The organism is Stutzerimonas kunmingensis, from assembly GCF_021432085.1.
Classification (GTDB): Bacteria; Pseudomonadota; Gammaproteobacteria; order Pseudomonadales; family Pseudomonadaceae; genus Stutzerimonas.
This window is the reverse complement of record NZ_CP090366.1, coordinates 4,003,830-4,021,698: the sequence shown is the minus strand read 5'-3', so window position 1 is coordinate 4,021,698 and position 17,869 is coordinate 4,003,830. Positions and strand designations below refer to the sequence as shown.

Here is a 17,869-nt window from a genome sequence, read left to right as displayed (position 1 = left end):
TGTCGCATTGCTTTCCTGCGATCAGGCTCTGTCGCAGGCCTGTGAACACATCACTGCCAAATGTGTTGGCTCGATCAGAAAATGCTTGCAACAGCATCTGAGTTGGCTTGGATGCGGGTGCCTGGGCCTAGCAGCAGGTAGACGCTGTTGAGCGTTTTGAAGTGGAAGCCCTCATAGTGGTGCAAGAGTGAGGTTCGTACGAAGTCACCAACATCCCAGCGACGTTCGCTGTCATAGATGACCGTATGGGCATAGATCAAAGCAGGCCGCCTTTGGGTAGTCGCCAGCTGTAGGCGCTGGCTTTCGGTCACCTGCAGTTCAATCCAGCGCCAGTTTCGTACCAGGCAGTAATTCCCGTAAGGAAAAGACTGCCTGGCATAGGCTAGGGCTTCATCGTCGCTCATGCTGCTGCCGCTCATGGGCTCACCTGTCGAGTACAGAGCGTCCATCACTTCCCTAAGTGTCGTCACGGGCTGGGTGTTTCGTGCTGAGCGCTATGGTGGTACTGCTCCTCAAGTTCGATGCCGCACAGCAAAGCTGCGAAGTCCGATTCGAGCAAGTGGATGCGTTGAGGCCGGGCATCGATGATTGATTTGATAATCGTATCGACACGCTGCGATACAGGTGTATGACTTGGTGTCTTCGCGCGATCATGCTGATAGATGATCGTGCTAAGTGACGCAACAGCTCCGCGTAACTGGTGCTCCCGGGCATCGCAGATTTCAAAACCGTTCTTTTCGCGAAACTGGCTAGTGATCTGCTTAGACAATTCCGGACGGTCAGAAGGCTCAGTCTGCTGCAGTCGCCACTTCAGGATGCGGCGTAGGATCTTCGGTGCAGCATCTGTCGGCCCTGATTGATGTTCCATGTCGGCTGAAGCATCGCCGAAGAAATGTGCGCGCAACTGGTCCACGCGCAGTCGGGCAGTGCGATTCACTTTGCGCGAGTTCAGCCCTTTGAGCCAGAACTCGAATTCTGCCTGCGACAAACAGAGTACCTGCTTCATGGGTGGCTGCCCTGGCAAGCACACATCGTGCTCGCGGGGGGTATACCTAGGCGGATGTAACTTTGCAGCCTGGCTGTGCCAGTTCAGCTCGATGGCTTCGCACACTGGGCGCATAGGCCAGTAGCGCTCGCCGTTACTGCTGGTCAGAACAGGAATAGCCATCGCCTGGACTTTGATTTTGGACGTACGCATCTAACTACAGCGCCCCCTGAGTGGTGTTGGCAGAAGCAATTCCCTGCGAAGGCTTTAGGGGGACGACGTTATGAGGCACGTAGCCTGGGTCAATTCCGCCATCTTCAGGCTTCTTGGATAGCTTCAGCATGGCCGCTATGGGGATTACTGCCGACAGGGCGTGACTTCTGTCCCTAAAGAGGATTGCTTGAGCCTTACTTTCAGCGCTCAACTGATCAAGGATTTGATCAATGAAATTGGGAAGCATTGAAACCGGCAGGTAGTGAAGCGGATGCCCTGTGTCAGGATCTTCTTTGGTCAGGATGTTGTCCTCCCACATGGCGATGGCTGCCTGGCTCTGAACGAGAGGCAAACCAAACCACTGCAGTAGGGCGTTCAGCTCCATGAGTACTTCTAGTGTCTCTAGGTTCAACTGGAACTGCATATTACTGTTGGGTGGTAAGGGTTGATTTGGGCTTTTCATGATGGGCTCCTGTAAATCGAATACCTGAATATCTGTAAATCGGATATCCGAAGATTAGATATACCTTGGCGAGCTGTCAAGTCGGAGGAGAGTGGCTTTTGGAAAAGTCGGTATACCGAGACGAAAATCTGGTTTTGCTTCGGCTGCTTAAGCAATGTCGCGTGGAGGCAGGGATGACCCAGGCGGCGTTTGCCCAAGCGCTTGAGCGTCCGCAGTCTTTTGCTAGCGATATTGAGCGCGGTCTACGTCGCCTCGACCTCATTCAGCTGCGCGACATTTGCCGTGCGCTGAACATTGGGCTTGTCGATTTTGTTAAGCGATTTGAAGCTGAGCTGGCAACGCCAAAAGGAGCAGGCGATTGATGCCTGCTCCTGTCGGACAAAATTAGTGCCGCTCGTTCTGAAGTGCTTGCCAAGCCCCGTCATAGAGGGCAGCTGCATCTTCGCTGAGTATGCGAATTGCCTGGATGCAGCTCTGCAGGGTTGATGTGCTTAGCCCATTCAGGTCTGCCGCGCTGCTGAGTACACAAACCACCCCAAGGGCAGCGGTGTGACGAAGCGTTGCTGCATCGTAAAGATCGGTCGCTGACGCGCTGCTGAGATAGCCGATCAAGCAGTGAGGTTCATCGTGACGGAGCGGGGTGAAGCCATTTTCTGTGCCGCACTTGGCATCGCAGCTATCGGAAACGGCTCGGCTGGGTACGCTTTGCGAAGAGATAGTTTCATTCATGGTGTGATCCTCAGAACGGAAAGTTCTGCCACCCAACGCCAATTGGGTGAGCAGACCGCACGGGTTGGCGTACCGGTCTGAGGGCCGGCGCATCCGAAGATGCCCCGCACGGCCCGCCCATAAAGACACAGCCATGCTCAGAGCTAAGCCTCGCTTAGCCCTGTCTCAGACCGGAACGCCAATCCCGTCCCCTTTAAAGGGGAGCACAAACCTATTGGAGTGCTGCCTGAGTGTCAATCTGCGAGCGGTAAGGGTCAAGGCGCCCTGATGCAGCAAAAATGAAACGGTACGCAAAGTGGTACGCAAATTTTTTATTCGGCCCATAAACGACAAAAGGCCAGCACAATTGCTGACCTAAGTCGTTGTTTCATATGGTGGGCCCACACGGACTCGAACCGTGGACCAAAGGATTATGAGTCCTCTGCTCTAACCAACTGAGCTATAGGCCCCCAGAAGGCCGGCGGATTATACCGGCGGTATGGCGGCTGCGCCAATCGAAGCTAGCTGCTCCGAGGTATACGGCAGAAAAAAGAACCCCCGGCATGCCGGGGGTTCTGGTCTTACTCGTCGAGGAAGGAGCGCAGGTGCTCGCTTCTCGTCGGGTGGCGCAGCTTGCGCAGCGCCTTGGCTTCGATCTGACGGATTCGCTCGCGGGTGACATCGAACTGCTTGCCGACTTCCTCGAGGGTGTGGTCGGTGTTCATGTCGATGCCGAAGCGCATGCGCAGTACCTTGGCTTCACGTGCGGTGAGGCCGGAGAGCACTTCGCGAGTGGCTTCCTTGAGGCTTTCCACAGTGGCTACGTCAATTGGCGACTGCATGGCCGAGTCTTCGATGAAGTCACCCAGGTGCGAGTCTTCGTCGTCACCGATTGGCGTTTCCATGGAGATCGGCTCTTTGGCGATCTTCAGTACCTTGCGGATCTTGTCCTCGGGCATTTCCATGCGTTCGCCCAGCTCTTCAGGTGTGGGTTCGCGACCCATTTCCTGCAGCATCTGACGGGAGATGCGGTTGAGCTTGTTTATCGTCTCGATCATGTGCACCGGGATACGGATGGTCCGCGCCTGGTCGGCAATGGAACGAGTGATCGCCTGGCGAATCCACCAGGTGGCGTAGGTAGAGAACTTGTAGCCGCGGCGGTATTCGAACTTGTCCACCGCCTTCATCAGGCCGATGTTGCCTTCCTGGATCAGATCGAGGAACTGCAGGCCGCGGTTGGTGTACTTCTTCGCGATCGAGATAACCAGGCGCAGGTTGGCTTCAACCATCTCTTTCTTCGCACGGCGGGCTTTGGCCTCGCCGATGGACATGCGACGGTTGATGTCCTTGATGTCAGCGATGACCAAGTCGCATTCCTGTTCCAGCTCGATCAGCTTCTGCTGGCAGCGAACGATGTCTTCCTTGCGGTTGCCGATGGCTTCGGCGTACTTGCCTTTGCCGGAAGCCAGTTGCTCGGCCCAGTCGAGATTGGTCTCGTTGTTCGGGAACTGACGCAGGAAGTCGGCGCGCGGCATGCGGGCGTCACGCACGCACAGCTGCATGATGGCGCGTTCCTGGGCGCGGATCTGGCTCAGGGCGTTGCGAACGCGCTCGACCAGTGCGTCGTACTGCTTGGGTACGAGCTTGATCGGCATGAACAGGATGGCGAGTGCTTCGAGCTCCTCGACGGCCTGCTGGCTGGCGCGGCCGTGCTTCTTCAGCGCCTTCTTGGCTTTCTCCAGCTGCTCGGCGACTGCGCCGAAACGCATACGCGCGACCTCGGGGTCGGGGCCGCCATCGCCTTCTTCCTCTTCGCTGTCGGAGTCGTCCTCTTCCTCATCATCCTTGTCGTCGGCCGTCGGCTTCGCGGTGGTCTGCGGAGTTTCCGGCTCGACCTCCTGAGGACCAGCAGCGCCGTCGTCGTCAGGGTCGATGTAACCGCTGAGGATGTCGGACAGGCGGCCACCTTCGGTCGTCACTCGCTCATAGTCGGCGAGAATGCTGTCGACGGTGCCGGGGAAGTGAGCGATGGCGCTCATCACTTCGCGAATGCCTTCCTCGATGCGTTTGGCGATTTCGATCTCGCCTTCGCGGGTCAGCAGTTCGACCGTGCCCATTTCACGCATGTACATGCGAACGGGATCGGTGGTTCGACCGATGTCGGTCTCGACCGCAGCGAGTGCGGCGGCGGCCTCTTCGGCAGCGGCTTCATCGGTATCGGCTTCGGCCAGCAACAGGGCATCGGCATCCGGGGCAACCTCGAATACATTGATACCCATGTCATTGATCATGCGAATGATGTCTTCCACCTGTTCCGGATCGGAAATATCCTCCGGTAGGTGGTCGTTGACCTCTGCGTAAGTCAGGTAACCCTGCTCACGGCCACGCTGGATCAACTCTTTGAGGCGGGACTGCTGTTGCGCTTTTCCGGACATATAACCCTATCCACTGAAGGTTCTGGCGGGCTGAAAACAAGCTGAGCATTATAGCCGAGCTAGGACCTCAGACGCCAGTTGAGGTCGGTGTTGCGGGTATTGCATTACGGCTCAGCAGGTTACGCAGTTGGTCTTTTTCCTCTGCGCTGAGTTCACCTTGGCGAGCCTTACGCAGCAGGCTTTCGAGTCGGCGTTCCCGCTGTCGGGCGGCAAGGGTATTAATGGTGTCGAAAAACTGCTGTTCAAGGTTGTCGGCCGAGATCAGCCATTCTTTCTCTGCAAGTGCGCGTAAAAGTCGCCCTTGGTCGGTTCCATGCCAGCGGGCGATCAGCTGCAGGCTACGCAGCTTCGGGTTCTTCTGTAGCGTGCCAAGCAGAGCGACAAGCAATTGTGCGTATGTGTCGTCTTCTGCGGCGAAATGGCTGACGTCCTCGACCTTCTGTGCTAGCTCCGGATGGTGCAGCAGCGTCCGCAGCGTGGTCAGGGTCGGCGGCTCGACGGTAGCTGGCGTACGCGGACCGCGAGGTTTGAAGTCTGGTCGCTGCCCGGATTTTTTCCAGTCTTTCTTCCATTCCTTTTTTTCGCCGCGTTGTGGCTTGGGCGCTTCGGGAGGTTGGAAGTAGTCGGTCTCGGCGTAGTGCGAACCCGTATCGTAATAGGCGGCGTCGTCGTACTCGGCCGAGTTGTTGCTGGGTGCGGTGGTTGGCGCTGCTGCCATATGCTGCAGTGCTTCCCCGTTCAGACCAGTGATCTCGGTGAGACGCTGGCGCATCAATGCGCGCAGGTTTGCACCGGGAATCTTTTCGATAAGCGGCGCTGCCAGGGTGGCCAAATGGGCCTTGCCTTCCAGTGAGCGTGGATCGGCTTCGTCGCTGAGTTGCTGGAAGAAGTAATCGGCCAGTGGCTGTGAGTGCTGCTGAATGCGCGCGCGAAATGCATCGGTGCCCTCGGCGCGGACCAGTGTGTCCGGGTCCTCTCCGTCGGGCAGGAACAGAAAGCGCGCCCGGCGGCCATCCTGTAGGTTCGGTAGCGTGGCTTCCAGTGCTCGCCAGGCGGCTTTGCGTCCGGCCGCGTCGCCATCGAAGCAGAACAGCACGCTGGGTACGATGCGGAACAGGCGCTTGAGATGCTCTTCGCTGGTTGCCGTACCAAGGGTGGCCACGGCGTTGCGCAAGCCTTGCTGGGCCAGTGCAATGACGTCCATGTAGCCCTCGACCACCATGATCTCGTCGAGATCTCGGTTGGCCTGCCGCGCTTCGTAAAGGCCGTAGAGTTCCTGGCCCTTGTGGAATACCGGGGTTTCCGGCGAATTCAGGTACTTGGGCTTGTCGTCGCCCAGAACGCGACCGCCGAAGGCGATGACCCGGCCGCGGCTGTCGCGGATGGGGAACATCACGCGATCGCGGAAACGGTCATAGCGTTTGCCGTTCTCGGCGTTCTCGATCAGCAGGCCGGCGTCGATCAGCGCTTTCTGCTGAAGCGCATCGCCGCCGAGATGCTTCATCAGGTTGTCCCAGCCGGGCGGGGCGAAGCCCAAACCGAAATCCCGGGCAATCACGCCGGACAGGCCGCGGCCCTTGAGGTACTCCACGGCCGACTTGCGGGTCGCGTGGCTTTTCAGGGCTTGGCGGTAGTAATCGGCGGCGGCAGCCAGCAGTGGGTAGAGCGGCGAATCGACCGGCTGGCGTGGCTTGTGTTTGCGGCCGCTTTCCTCGTGGGGGACTTCCATTCCCGCGCGCTTGGCCAGTTCCTCGACTGCCTGGGGGAAGTCCAGCTGGTCGTGGTCCATGACGAAGCCCAGCGCATTGCCGCCAGCGCCGCAGCCGAAGCAATAGTAGAACTGCTTGTCCGGACTGACGCTGAACGAGGGCGTCTTTTCCTTGTGAAAAGGGCAGAGGGCGCTGTAGTTCTTGCCGGCCTTTTTCAGTTGGATGCGCGAGCCGACCACCTCGACGATGTCGGAGCGATTGAGCAGGTCGTCGATGAAGGATTGGGGGATCAGGCCGGCCATAGAGGTATCAGATTACGCTCGCATTGCATGAGCCGGAAATGAAAAAACTCCGGCCTTTCGCCGGCTGGCGAAGCGGAGTAAGCATGCAATGCAAAGCCCGGCCTGAGCCGGGCTTGATGCGACGTCAGCTGTACTGGATTAGTACAGGCGGACGCTGCGGCGCTGCTCGCGCTGCACTTTCTTGGCGTGACGCTTGACTGCAGCGGCAGCCTTGCGCTTGCGCTCGGAAGTCGGCTTCTCGTAGAACTCGCGCGAGCGGACTTCGGCCAGAACGCCTGCTTTTTCGCAGGAACGCTTGAAGCGACGCAGTGCTACGTCGAAGGGTTCATTCTCTTTAACTTTGACAGCGGGCATCCAGGACTTACCTTCACTTGATTACCGGTGGCAACGCGCTTCGGCAATGACTCGCAAGCACGCTGGTTTTAAGGGTTGCGGATGTTACCCGCTCCAATTGCGGAATGCAAAGCCCCTGATCGAAAAGCGCTGGTCGGTCGGACGGCCCGACGATTAATATGCACGGCTTCATTCGCCCTCCGGAAAGGTTGAACCCATGCTGGTGCTGGGGTTGGAAACGTCCTGCGACGAGACTGGTGTCGCGCTTTACGACAGCGAACAGGGCCTGCTGGCCGACGCGCTATTCAGCCAGATCGACCTGCATCGCGTCTATGGCGGCGTGGTGCCTGAGCTCGCCTCGCGCGATCACGTGAAACGCATGCTGCCGCTGATTCGCCAGGTGCTGGAGGAGGCGGGCCGCGAGGCCGGCCAGATCGATGCGGTGGCCTATACGGCCGGTCCCGGACTGGTCGGTGCGCTGCTGGTTGGGGCCTCCTGCGCCCAGGCGCTGGCGTTGGCCTGGGGCGTACCGGCTGTCGGCGTGCACCATATGGAAGGTCACCTGCTGGCGCCGATGCTCGAAGCGCAGCCGCCGCAATTTCCGTTCGTCGCCTTGCTGGTGTCGGGTGGCCATACGCAGCTTGTTCGCGTGGATGGCATTGGCCGATACGAGCTGCTCGGTGAATCGGTGGACGATGCCGCTGGCGAGGCCTTCGACAAGACGGCAAAGCTGATGGGTTTGCGCTATCCCGGCGGGCCGGAAATCGCCCGTCTGGCCGAGCAGGGCGCTCCGGGACGCTTCGTCTTTCCGCGGCCGATGACTGATCGGCCCGGTCTGGATTTCAGTTTCAGCGGTCTGAAGACCTTTACCCTCAATACCTGGCAGCAGTGCCGCAGCGCGGGCGACGAATCCGAGCAGACCCGCTGCGACATCGCGCTGGCGTTCCAGCAGGCTGTGGTCGAGACGCTGACCATCAAGTGTCGCCGAGCCCTTAGGCAGACGGGCCTGAAGTCGCTGGTCATCGCCGGCGGGGTCAGCGCTAATCAGTCTCTGCGCCAGTCGCTGGAGCGGATGCTCGGTGAGTTCAAGGGTCAGGTCTTCTATGCGCGGCCACGTTTCTGCACCGACAACGGTGCGATGATCGCTTACGCTGGCTGTCAGCGCTTGCTCGCCGGGCAGCATGATGGTCCGGCGATCACCGTACAGCCGCGTTGGTCGATGGACACACTGCCGGCGATCTGATGAGCGTCAGAGCGGTCAGAAATGCCGTTCCCGGCCGGCGAACAGGTCGCGCACGTTGCTGCGATGGCGCCAGACGATCAGTGTGGCGAGCAGGCTCATCGGCAACAGCGCGCCGGGTTGCTGCCAGGCCAGCAGTGGCAGGCATAGCGGCAGGGCGATAAGGGCAGCCAGCGAGCTGGTCCGGGTCAGGCGGAATACCAGCAGCCAGGCGACGATGGCCAGCAGTGCGGCCGGCGGGTAGAGCGCGAGCAGGGTGCCGGCGGCGGTGGCGACACCCTTGCCGCCACGGAAGCGAAAATACAACGGATAGAGATGGCCGCAGACCGCTGCCAGACCGATCCAGGCCTGTTGCTGGACGGACATGTCCAGCGAGGCGGCCAATAGTACGGGCAGCAGGCCCTTGAGCAGATCGCCGAACAGCGTGCAGATCGCCAGTCGCTTGCCTGCCAGACGAAGCATATTGGTGGCGCCGGGGTTGCCGGAGCCGCCGGCACGCGGGTCGGGCATTCCGGCCAGGCGGCTAAGCAGTATGGCGAATGACAGCGAGCCGATCAGGTACGCGAGCAAGGTCAGCAGCCAGAACATGGAATCCATCCGGGGCAGGGAGCCTATGAGTCTAACGGCGCGTTTCGAGCTTGTCGTGCCGCAGGAGAACGTTGCGTGGATACAGTCTTCATCGAAGGCCTGGAAGTGGATACGGTAATCGGCGCCTACGACTGGGAGCGCGGGATTCGCCAGTGCCTGCAGCTCGATCTGACGCTGGGCTGGGACATCCGTCCCGCCGCCGAGCATGACGAGCTGGACAAAGCGCTGGATTACGCCCAGGTCGCGGCGTCCATCGATCGCTTTGCTGCCGAAGCTCGCTTCGAATTGGTCGAGACGTTCGCCGAGCGTCTGGCGCAAAAGTTGATGAGTGAGTTCGGCATCGTCTGGCTGCGCCTGCGGGTCACCAAACCAGGCGTCAATGCGCGTGCCCGTGCGCTGGGCGTGGAGATCGAACGCGGATGTCGCTGACCCCCGTCATGCTCGGCCTGGGCAGCAATGTGCAGCGCATCGAGCGCCTGCATGCCGGGCTCGATGCGCTGGCCGAGCTGCTGCAGGATATGCGTTGCTCGCCAGTGTTCGAGAGCCTGGCGGTGGGCTATAGGGGCGACAACTTCTACAACCTGGTGGTCGCCGGCTACACCGACCTGCCGCTGACGGAACTGGACCGCAGGCTCAAGTTCATTGAGGCGGACAACGGCCGTTACGCGCCGGATCGCAAGGGGTTGCCGCTGGATATCGATGTGCTGCTGTATGGCGAGCTGGTCGGCAACTTCCATGGCTTGCTGCTGCCGCGTGCGGAGATCCTGAAGAACGCCTTCGTGCTCTGGCCGCTGGCGTTATTGGCGCCGACCGTCAAACATCCCGCTGCAGGAGAGGCCTTTGCCGATCTGTGGGCGCAGTCATCCATTGACCAGCAGCTCTGGCCAGTGCCGTTTCAGTGGCGCGGCAGCGAGCTTACGCCTGCCGATCTGATCCGCAACCATCCTCCACAGCGCGCCTGAATCGCCTTACTGCGAATATTCCCGGCAGTAGATGCTCAGGGCATCGAGGCGCGCAGCACTGAGCGCTTTGCCCAGCTCGGCACCTTTGAATCCTTGATCCAGCAGCGGTTTGACCGGCACGGCACGGGCCGCGCTGGCGGCGCCGTGCAGATAATCGGCTTCGAAGTGCAACTCGCCGGGCGCGCCTGCCAGGGCGTGCATTTCACAAGCCGCGACGAACTGCTCGAAGCGCTCCGGCCGCCGGTAGATGTCGAAATGCTGCAGCATGTCGAGCAGTGCATCGGCATGCAGTTTCTTGGCGTTGAACGCGTCGTCCTGATACCTGCCGAGCAGCATCGCCAGTTCCTGGCAATCCCTCGGCGCCTTGCAGCGTTGGTTGAGTGTATCGATGGCGGCCAGACGTGGTTGCTGGCTATCGGCCGACGTCGTGCAGCCAAGTAGCAGGCAGGCCCAGCGTATCGGCAGTGGCTGAGCATGTTCGGCGCACTGCCGAAGCGTGCCAAGCAGGTGCCCACCGGCAGCATTGCCCTTGGCGAAGGTGGCGGCCAGTTCCGGGAACAGCTCGGCCAGCGCGTCACAGTCCTGCAGCACCTGAATGAACACATCCGGCCGCGGCTCCATCAGCGCACGCGAAATCTCTTTCCAGCTGCGTTCCGCCGTCAGCGCCGACAACTCGCCGGAGCGCGCCAGCTGGCGCATCAGCTCAAGTGTCTCGTCGGCGATACGGAAACCCAGTTCGGCATAGCGTGCAGCGAAGCGCGCCACGCGCAGAACACGCAACGGATCTTCGGCGAAAGCGGGGGAAACGTGGCGCAATAGCCGTGCCCGCAGGTCGCGCTGACCGCCGTATGGATCGATCAGCTGGCCCTGGTCATCTTCGGCGATGGCATTGATGGTGAGATCGCGGCGCTGCAGGTCTTCTTCGAGGGTGACGTCGGGGCTGGCATGGAAGGTAAATCCGCCATAGCCACGACCGCTTTTGCGCTCGGTGCGCGCCAGGGCGTATTCCTCGCCGGTCTGCGGGTGCAGGAAAACCGGGAAGTCCGCACCGACCGGGCGGAAGCCGCTGGCCTGCATTTCTTCCGGCGTGGCACCGACCACCAGCCAGTCGACCTCGGTCACCGGGCGCCCCAACAGACGGTCGCGCACCGCGCCGCCGACTTTATAGATCTGCATGTCCACCTCCGTTGGCGCGGAGGATAAAGGATATCGGCGCTGAGGCTACAGCGTGGCGGGTAAGGAAGGGTCGCGGAGGTGGGCCGCGGCCCACTGTCAGGCGAAGTTCATGCCGGGAAAACGGTTGTCGGTCTCTGCATCGCTGCTGGGTCTTGGTGGCATGTGATGGGTATTGACCAGCTTGTCGTCCTGCATCGACTGCAGGTGCACATCGAAGCCCCACAGCCGATGCAGATGCTTGAGCACCTCTTCGGTGGACCCGCCCAATGGCTTGCGGTCGTGCTGCATGTGACGCAAGGTCAGCGAGCGATCGCCGCGACGGTCGACGTTCCATACCTGGACGTTGGGCTCGCGGTTGCCGAGGTTGTATTGCGCGGCGAGCAGTTCGCGAATGGTGTGGTAACCACTTTCATCGTGGATCGCCGGGACCAGCAGCTCGTCCTTGCGGTCATCGTCAAGGATGCTGAACAGCTTGAGGTCGCGGATCACCTTAGGCGAGAGAAACTGCAGGATAAAGCTCTCATCCTTGAAGTTGTTCATGGCGAACTTGACGGTGGTCAGCCAGTCGCTGCCGGCGATCTCCGGGAACCAGCGCTTGTCCTCCTCGGTGGGGTGCTCGCAAATCCGGCGGATGTCCTGATACATGGCGAAGCCCAGTGTGTAGGGGTTGATGCCGCTGTAGTAGGGGCTGTCGAAGCCTGGCTGGTAGATCACGCTGGTATGCGACTGCAGAAACTCCATCATGAAGCCGTCGGTGACCAGGCCCTCGTCATACAGATCGTTGAGCAGGGTGTAGTGCCAGAATGTCGCCCAGCCTTCGTTCATCACCTGGGTCTGGCGCTGTGGATAGAAGTACTGCGCGATCTTGCGCACGATACGCACCACCTCGCGCTGCCATGGCTCCAGCAGCGGGGCATGCTTCTCGATGAAATAGAGGATGTTTTCCTGCGGCTCTGCCGGGAAACGCTGACTGTCCGCCAACCCATCGCCCTTGTCCGTGCCCTTGGGAATGGTGCGCCAGAGGTCGTTGATCTGCCGTTGCAGATGCTCCTCGCGATCCTTCTGGCGTCGGCGCTCTTCTTCTGCAGAGATGGGGTAGGGACGCTTGTAGCGGTCGACACCGTAGTTCATCAGTGCGTGGCAGGAGTCGAGCAGGTCTTCCACCGCATCGATGCCGTGCCGCTCCTCGCATTGCATGATGTACTGCTTGGCGAACACCAGGTAATCAATGATCGAGCTGGCGTCGGTCCAGGTGCGGAACAGGTAATTGCCCTTGAAGAAGCTGTTGTGCCCGTAGCTGGCGTGGGCGATCACCAGTGCCTGCATGCACATGGTGTTCTCTTCCATCAGGTAGGCGATGCAGGGATCGGAATTGATGACGATCTCGTAGGCCAGACCCATCTGCCCGCGCTTGTAGTGTTTCTCGGTGTGCAGGAACTGCTTGCCGTAGGACCAGTGGTGGTAACCCAGCGGCATGCCAACCGAGGCGTAGGCGTCCATCATCTGCTCGGCGGTGATCACCTCGATCTGGTTCGGGTAGGTGTCCAGCGCGTAGCGCTCGGCGATGCGGCCGATCTCGCGGTCGTACTGCCGAATCAGGTCGAAGGTCCATTCCGAGCCGGTAGAAATGGGCTGTCGCTTCATGCTGCACACCTCAGCTGGTCATGCGCCGCTGGAAGAGTTCGCGGAACACTGGGTAGATGTCCCCGGCGCTGACCAACTGCTGTTGGGCGAACGCATCGGAAAAGGCTTCTGCGACCTGGTTGTACTCGTACCAGAGCGCCTGGTGTTCGCGCGGGGTGATTTCAACGTAGGTGAAGTACTGCACGAACGGCATGATCTGGTTGATCAGGATGTCGCGGCACAGCGGCGAATCGTCGTTCCAGTTGTCGCCGTCGGAAGCCTGAGCGGCGTAGATGTTCCACTCGTTGGCCGGGTAACGCTCGGCCATGATCTCCTGCATCATCTTCAGGGCGCTGGAGACGATGGTGCCGCCGGTCTCCCGCGAGTAGAAGAACTCTTCCTCGTCGACTTCCTTGGCGCTGGTGTGGTGACGGATGAACACCACATCGATCTTGTCGTAGTTCCGCTTGAGGAAAAGGTACAGCAGGATGAAGAAGCGCTTGGCGATGTCCTTGGTGGCCTGAGTCATGGAGCCGGAAACGTCCATCAGGCAGAACATCACTGCCTTGGAGCTGGGGTTGGGATGCTTGACCAGCAGGTTGTATTTCAGATCGAAGGTGTCGAGGAATGGCACGCGTTTGATGCGCGCCTTCAGCCTTTCGATCTCCTCCTCGGTGGCCTTGATGTCGCCGAAGTTGTTCGGCTCCTCAAGACGTAGTCGCTCCAGCTCTGCCTTCAGTGTGCGCAGTTGTGCACGGCTGCTGCCAGATAGCGCAATGCGTCTGGCATGGGCCGAGCGCAGCGTGCGCACGATGTTGATGCGCGACGGGTTGCCCTCGTTGCTGATGCCGGCCCGCACGGTTTTGAAGGTATCGGTGCCGGTCAGGTGACGCTTTACCAGATTGGGCAGTTCGAGGTCCTCGAACATGAAATCGAGGAATTCTTCCTGGGTGATCTGGAAGACGAAGTCGTCCATGCCGTCGCCGCTATTGCTGGCCTGGCCGGCGCCCTGGCCACCGCCGCCGCCCTGCGGCCTGGGGATGCGTTCGCCGGCAACGAACTCCTTGTTGCCCGGATGGACGATGGTCTGGCGGCCGCCGCGGCCGTGGTGCAGCACCGGCTCATCGATGTCGCGGCCGGGAATGCTGATCTGCTCGCCATGTTCCATGTCGGTGATGGAGCGCCGGCCGACGGCTTCCTCCACCGCCTTCTTGATATGCCCACGGTACCGCTGCAGGAAACGCTGGCGGTTCACCGTGCTCTTGTTCTTGCCATTCAGGCGACGATCGATCACGTAGCTCATAGGCCCTCCGGGCTTGGCTGAAACCATAGGCCTGAAGCTGGAAGCGTGCCGCGATGCTTCCAGCTTCAGGCTTCCAGCCACTTACTGCGATTTACGCACCCGCAGATACCATTCGGACAGCAGGCGAACCTGCTTCTCGGTGTAGCCACGCTCGACCATGCGCACGACGAAGTCGTTGTGCTTCTTCTGGTCTTCCTTGCTCGCCTTGGCGTTGAAGCTGATGACTGGCAGCAGGTCCTCGGTGTTGGAGAACATCTTCTTCTCGATCACCACGCGCAGCTTCTCGTAGGACAGCCACGACGGGTTCTTGCCGTTGTTGTTGGCGCGGGCGCGCAGCACGAAGTTGACAATCTCGTTGCGGAAGTCCTTCGGATTGCTGATGCCGGCCGGCTTCTCGATCTTCTCCAGTTCCTCGTTGAGCGCCACGCGATTGAGGATCTCGCCGGTTTCCGGATCGCGGTACTCCTGATCCTGAATCCAGAAATCCGCATACAGCACGTAGCGGTCGAAGATGTTCTGCCCGTACTCGCTGTAGGACTCGAGGTAGGCAGTCTGAATCTCCTTGCCGATGAACTCGATGTAGCGCGGCGCCAGGTACTCCTTGATGAAGCGCAGGTAGCGTTCGCGGACTTCGGCGGGGAACTGTTCCTGCTCGATCTGCTGCTCCAGCACGTAGAGCAGGTGCACCGGGTTGGCGGCGATCTCGTGTGGGTCGAAGTTGAAGACCTTGGACAGGATCTTGAAGGCGAAGCGGGTGGAAAGGCCGTTCATGCCTTCGTCGACGCCGGCGGTGTCGCGGTATTCCTGGATCGACTTGGCCTTGGGATCGGTGTCCTTGAGGTTCTCGCCGTCATACACGCGCATCTTCGAATAGATGTTGGAGTTCTCCGGCTCCTTCAGGCGCGACAGCACCGAGAACTGTGCGAGCATCTTCAGGGTGTCCGGCGCGCAATGGGCATGGGCCAGCGAGCTGTTGGTCAGCAGCTTGTCGTAGATCTTGATCTCGTCACTGACCCGCAGGCAGTAGGGCACCTTGACGATGTAGATACGGTCGATGAAGGCTTCGTTGTTCTTGTTGTTGCGGAAGCTGTGCCATTCCGACTCGTTGGAGTGGGCCAGGAGGATGCCGCTGTAAGGAATCGCGCCGAGGCCTTCGGTGCTGTTGTAGTTGCCTTCCTGGGTGGCGGTCAGCAGCGGGTGCAGCACCTTGATCGGTGCCTTGAACATCTCGACGAACTCCATCAGGCCCTGGTTGGCCCGGCACAGCGCGCCCGAGTAGCTATAGGCGTCGGCGTCGTTCTGCGGAAACTCTTCCAGCTTGCGGATATCGACCTTGCCCACCAGCGAGGAGATGTCCTGGTTGTTTTCGTCGCCGGGTTCGGTCTTGGCAACCGCGATCTGGTTGAGGATCGACGGGTACAGCTTGACCACGCGGAATTTGGAGATGTCGCCGCCGAACTCCTGCAGGCGCTTGGTGGCCCAGGGCGACATGATCGAGTTCAGGTAGCGCCGAGGAATGCCGTAGTCCTCCTCGAGGATCTGCGCATCTTCGATTGGGTTGAACAGCCCCAATGGCGACTCGAACACTGGCGAGTCCTTGATTGCGTAGAAGGGCACATGCTCCATCAGCTGCTTGAGCTTCTCGGCAAGCGACGATTTACCCCCGCCCACCGGACCGAGGAGATAGAGGATCTGCTTCTTCTCTTCCAGCCCCTGCGCGGCGTGACGGAAGTAGGAAACGATCTGGTCGATGCACTCCTCCATGCCATGGAAATCCTCGAATGCCGGATAACGGCGGATCACCTTGTTGGAGAAGATGCGCGACAGTCGCGAGTCGACCGATGTGTCGACCAGTTCGGGCTCGCCGATCGCCATCAGCAGGCGCTCGGCGGCGCTGGCATAGGTACCTGGGTCCGCCTTGCACAGATCGAGATATTCCTGGAGGGAATACTCCTCCTGGCGGGTCGCTTCGAAACGTTGTTGGAAGTGGCTGAAAATGCTCATGACTTCACCTCGATCGATGCACGAATAGGCGCGTCATCAGGCACTCTGGGCCCGGCCGAAGTGGCGGCCAGTGGAGTTCCCCCGAACACCTAATGGTCGAAACCCTGAAATCCGTCAGCCGTTTCCCGGCTTCGTTTATTTGGATGGCCTGAACTCAAGGATAGTTCGGATTCGGCAAGGTCAAGGGCGAGGAGGAGATTTAGGCGCTGCCGTTCGGCTGTTGATAGCGCCTAGCCCGCGGATGGCGGGCTATCGAAGGGAAATAAATTTTTACGCTTGTTCTTCGCCGCGCTCGACATCGGCCGGATAGGTGTGACGCCAGAGTTCGAAGCCGCCGTCGAGGCTGTAGACGTCCGAAAAGCCCTGATTGACCAGATAGGCCGCTGCGCTCTGGCTGGAGTGGCCGTGGTAGCAGGTGACGATCAGCGGCTGGTCGAGATCGGCGGCGGCAATGAAATCCGGCAGCGAGTGGTTGTCCAGATGCAGCGAGCCACTGATATGGCCATTGGCATAGCTGTGCGGATCGCGGATGTCCACGATCACGGCGCCGCTGCTGCGCATGGTCTGCGCCTGTTCTGGCGGGATGCGTTTGAAGTCTGTCATGCGGGTTTCCCGTGTTCACATTCGCAGCGGTGCATTTCGCCGCTGTCGAGGTTCATCAAGGTCATGGCGTTGCCCCAGACGCAGCCAGTGTCCAGCGCGAAGACGTTCGGCTCGTCGCATTGACCCTCCAGCGCAGCCCAGTGACCAAAGATCAGTTTGACGTTGCGGGTCTTGCGATTGGCGTGGCTAAACCAAGGCGAGTAGCCGGCGGGGGCGCTGTCGGCGCCTTCCTTCGCTTCCAGATCGAGCGTGCCGTCGGCCTTGCAGAAACGCATGCGGGTGAAGTAGTTGGTGATCAGGCGCAGTCGCGGCACCCCGTGCAGCTCCTTGTTCCATTTCGACGGTTGATTACCGTACATGCCGTCGAGGAACGGCATCAGCAGTGCGTCGTCCTGCAGTGCCTGCTCGACTTCCGAGGCGCGCTTGAGTGCCTTTTCCAGCGACCACTGCGGCGGAATGCCGGCATGCACCATTGCGGTGTGACGCGCAGCTTCGTAATGGATGAGCTTCTGCTGGCGCAGCCAGTCGATTAGGTCGGTCCGATCCGGCGCTGCCAGAATTGCTTGCAGCGTGTCGGACTTGCGCATGCGCTCTATGTTGTGAGCCACAGCCAGCAGGTGCAGGTCGTGATTGCCGAGGACGGTGATTGCGGACGACCCGAGATCGCGTACGAAGCGCAGTGCCTCGAGCGATTGCGGGCCGCGGTTGACCAGGTCGCCGGCCAGCCACAGGCAGTCTCGCGAAGGGCTGAAGTCGACGCGCTCCAACAAACAGGTCAGCGGTTCGAGGCAACCTTGCAGGTCGCCGACGGCATAGGTCGTCAATGCAATGCTCCGGGTACGGCCAGGCGGAACGGCGCAATGAGCGCATCGAAACTGTGACCATCCTCGGCCAACATCTCATAGCTGCCTTGCATGCTGCCGACACAGGTGGCCAGCAGCGTTCCGCTGGTGTAGACGTGGTGTTCGCCTGGTGCGATCAGCGGCTGCTCGCCAATGACGCCGGCACCGCGCACTTCCTGCACCTGGCCGTCGCCATCGGTGATGATCCAGTGTCGCGACAGCAGCTGCGCCGCCACCTCGCCATTGTTTTCGATGGTTACGGTGTAGGCAAAGGCATAGCGGTTTTGTTCCGGCTCCGATTGCGCGGCCAGATAGCGAGGCGTGACGCTGACGTCGATGCGGTAGCGGTTATCGTCGGACATGAGTCTGCTCGCTGTTGA

The 17,869-nt window shown here is 60.3% G+C and carries 19 protein-coding genes and 1 tRNA gene; 4 read left to right on the top strand and 16 right to left on the bottom strand.

The features are described 5' to 3' along the window. Positions 1-74: 74 nt before the first annotated feature. The 3 genes from LW136_RS19200 to LW136_RS19190 are packed head-to-tail and all read right to left on the bottom strand — an operon-like array spanning position 75 to position 1,661. Complete coding sequence (locus tag LW136_RS19200; RefSeq protein ID WP_042927499.1) at positions 75-419, bottom strand: DUF6957 family protein; 345 nt, start codon at positions 417-419, stop codon at positions 75-77. Positions 420-466: 47 nt separating this feature from the next. Beyond that, the gene (locus tag LW136_RS19195; protein ID WP_419586384.1) at positions 467-1,168 is read right to left on the bottom strand and encodes a phage antirepressor N-terminal domain-containing protein; all 702 of its coding nucleotides are present in this window, start codon (positions 1,166-1,168) and stop codon (positions 467-469) included. A 34-nt stretch (positions 1,169-1,202) separates the two neighbouring features. Beyond that, a complete protein-coding gene (locus LW136_RS19190; RefSeq protein ID WP_234173619.1) occupies positions 1,203-1,661 on the bottom strand; it encodes a hypothetical protein in 459 nt (152 codons plus the stop codon). Between the two features lie 98 nt (positions 1,662-1,759). Between LW136_RS19190 and LW136_RS19185 the strand changes: the two genes are divergently transcribed. Then, positions 1,760-2,023, top strand: coding sequence for a helix-turn-helix domain-containing protein (locus tag LW136_RS19185; RefSeq protein ID WP_234173616.1), 264 nt, complete (start codon positions 1,760-1,762; stop codon positions 2,021-2,023). 22 nt (positions 2,024-2,045) lie between these two features. Here LW136_RS19185 and LW136_RS19180 read toward each other — a convergent pair whose 3' ends face one another. The 5 genes from LW136_RS19180 to rpsU form a co-directional block, all read right to left on the bottom strand. After that, on the bottom strand, positions 2,046-2,390 hold the full coding sequence (locus LW136_RS19180; RefSeq protein WP_234173614.1) for a hypothetical protein: 345 nt from the start codon (positions 2,388-2,390) through the stop codon (positions 2,046-2,048). Between the two features lie 372 nt (positions 2,391-2,762). Beyond that, positions 2,763-2,839: transfer RNA gene (locus LW136_RS19175), tRNA-Ile, on the bottom strand. Positions 2,840-2,950: 111 nt separating this feature from the next. Continuing rightward, the gene (gene rpoD / locus LW136_RS19170; RefSeq protein WP_234173613.1) at positions 2,951-4,804 is read right to left on the bottom strand and encodes an RNA polymerase sigma factor RpoD; all 1,854 of its coding nucleotides are present in this window, start codon (positions 4,802-4,804) and stop codon (positions 2,951-2,953) included. A gap of 67 nt (positions 4,805-4,871) precedes the next feature. Beyond that, the gene (dnaG, locus tag LW136_RS19165; protein WP_234173611.1) at positions 4,872-6,815 is read right to left on the bottom strand and encodes a DNA primase; all 1,944 of its coding nucleotides are present in this window, start codon (positions 6,813-6,815) and stop codon (positions 4,872-4,874) included. A 138-nt stretch (positions 6,816-6,953) separates the two neighbouring features. Continuing rightward, on the bottom strand, positions 6,954-7,169 hold the full coding sequence (gene rpsU, locus LW136_RS19160) for a 30S ribosomal protein S21 (RefSeq protein ID WP_003296736.1): 216 nt from the start codon (positions 7,167-7,169) through the stop codon (positions 6,954-6,956). Positions 7,170-7,365: 196 nt separating this feature from the next. Between rpsU and tsaD the strand changes: the two genes are divergently transcribed. Beyond that, entirely contained in the window at positions 7,366-8,391 is a 1,026-nt protein-coding gene (tsaD, locus tag LW136_RS19155) for a tRNA (adenosine(37)-N6)-threonylcarbamoyltransferase complex transferase subunit TsaD (RefSeq protein WP_023445898.1), read from the top strand. A 15-nt stretch (positions 8,392-8,406) separates the two neighbouring features. On the opposite strand, the gene plsY is transcribed toward tsaD, so the two are convergent. Further along, positions 8,407-8,976, bottom strand: a complete 570-nt coding sequence (plsY, locus tag LW136_RS19150) for a glycerol-3-phosphate 1-O-acyltransferase PlsY (protein ID WP_031297964.1) — start codon at positions 8,974-8,976, stop codon at positions 8,407-8,409. A 75-nt stretch (positions 8,977-9,051) separates the two neighbouring features. Between plsY and folB the strand changes: the two genes are divergently transcribed. Both folB and folK read left to right on the top strand, forming a co-directional pair. Then, positions 9,052-9,405, top strand: a complete 354-nt coding sequence (folB, locus tag LW136_RS19145; RefSeq protein ID WP_234173610.1) for a dihydroneopterin aldolase — start codon at positions 9,052-9,054, stop codon at positions 9,403-9,405. Beyond that, positions 9,396-9,938 carry a 2-amino-4-hydroxy-6-hydroxymethyldihydropteridine diphosphokinase gene (gene folK, locus LW136_RS19140; protein WP_014821688.1) on the top strand — a complete coding sequence of 181 codons (543 nt, stop codon included), beginning with the start codon at positions 9,396-9,398 and terminating at the stop codon, positions 9,936-9,938. Before folB ends, folK begins: the two co-directional genes overlap by 10 nt. 6 nt (positions 9,939-9,944) lie before the next feature. Here folK and LW136_RS19135 read toward each other — a convergent pair whose 3' ends face one another. The 7 genes from LW136_RS19135 to apaG all read right to left on the bottom strand — a co-directional run bounded on the left by LW136_RS19135 (position 9,945) and on the right by apaG (position 17,851). Then, positions 9,945-11,114 (bottom strand): multifunctional CCA addition/repair protein, encoded by a 1,170-nt coding sequence (locus tag LW136_RS19135; RefSeq protein ID WP_234173607.1) that lies wholly within the window; start codon positions 11,112-11,114, stop codon positions 9,945-9,947. 96 nt (positions 11,115-11,210) lie between these two features. Further along, positions 11,211-12,758 carry a SpoVR family protein gene (locus LW136_RS19130; protein WP_041015147.1) on the bottom strand — a complete coding sequence of 516 codons (1,548 nt, stop codon included), beginning with the start codon at positions 12,756-12,758 and terminating at the stop codon, positions 11,211-11,213. 10 nt (positions 12,759-12,768) lie between these two features. Then, on the bottom strand, positions 12,769-14,040 hold the full coding sequence (locus LW136_RS19125) for a YeaH/YhbH family protein (RefSeq protein WP_014821685.1): 1,272 nt from the start codon (positions 14,038-14,040) through the stop codon (positions 12,769-12,771). A gap of 81 nt (positions 14,041-14,121) precedes the next feature. Then, a complete protein-coding gene (locus tag LW136_RS19120; protein ID WP_042924561.1) occupies positions 14,122-16,044 on the bottom strand; it encodes a PrkA family serine protein kinase in 1,923 nt (640 codons plus the stop codon). 270 nt (positions 16,045-16,314) lie between these two features. Continuing rightward, positions 16,315-16,647, bottom strand: a complete 333-nt coding sequence (gene glpE, locus LW136_RS19115; RefSeq protein ID WP_003300975.1) for a thiosulfate sulfurtransferase GlpE — start codon at positions 16,645-16,647, stop codon at positions 16,315-16,317. Further along, positions 16,644-17,471, bottom strand: coding sequence for a symmetrical bis(5'-nucleosyl)-tetraphosphatase (locus tag LW136_RS19110; protein ID WP_234173604.1), 828 nt, complete (start codon positions 17,469-17,471; stop codon positions 16,644-16,646). The genes glpE and LW136_RS19110 overlap by 4 nt, the downstream gene beginning before the upstream one ends. Beyond that, positions 17,468-17,851: a Co2+/Mg2+ efflux protein ApaG gene (gene apaG / locus LW136_RS19105; protein WP_023445891.1), complete on the bottom strand. Its 384-nt coding sequence runs from the start codon at positions 17,849-17,851 to the stop codon at positions 17,468-17,470. Before apaG ends, LW136_RS19110 begins: the two co-directional genes overlap by 4 nt. Positions 17,852-17,869: the final 18 nt, after the last annotated feature.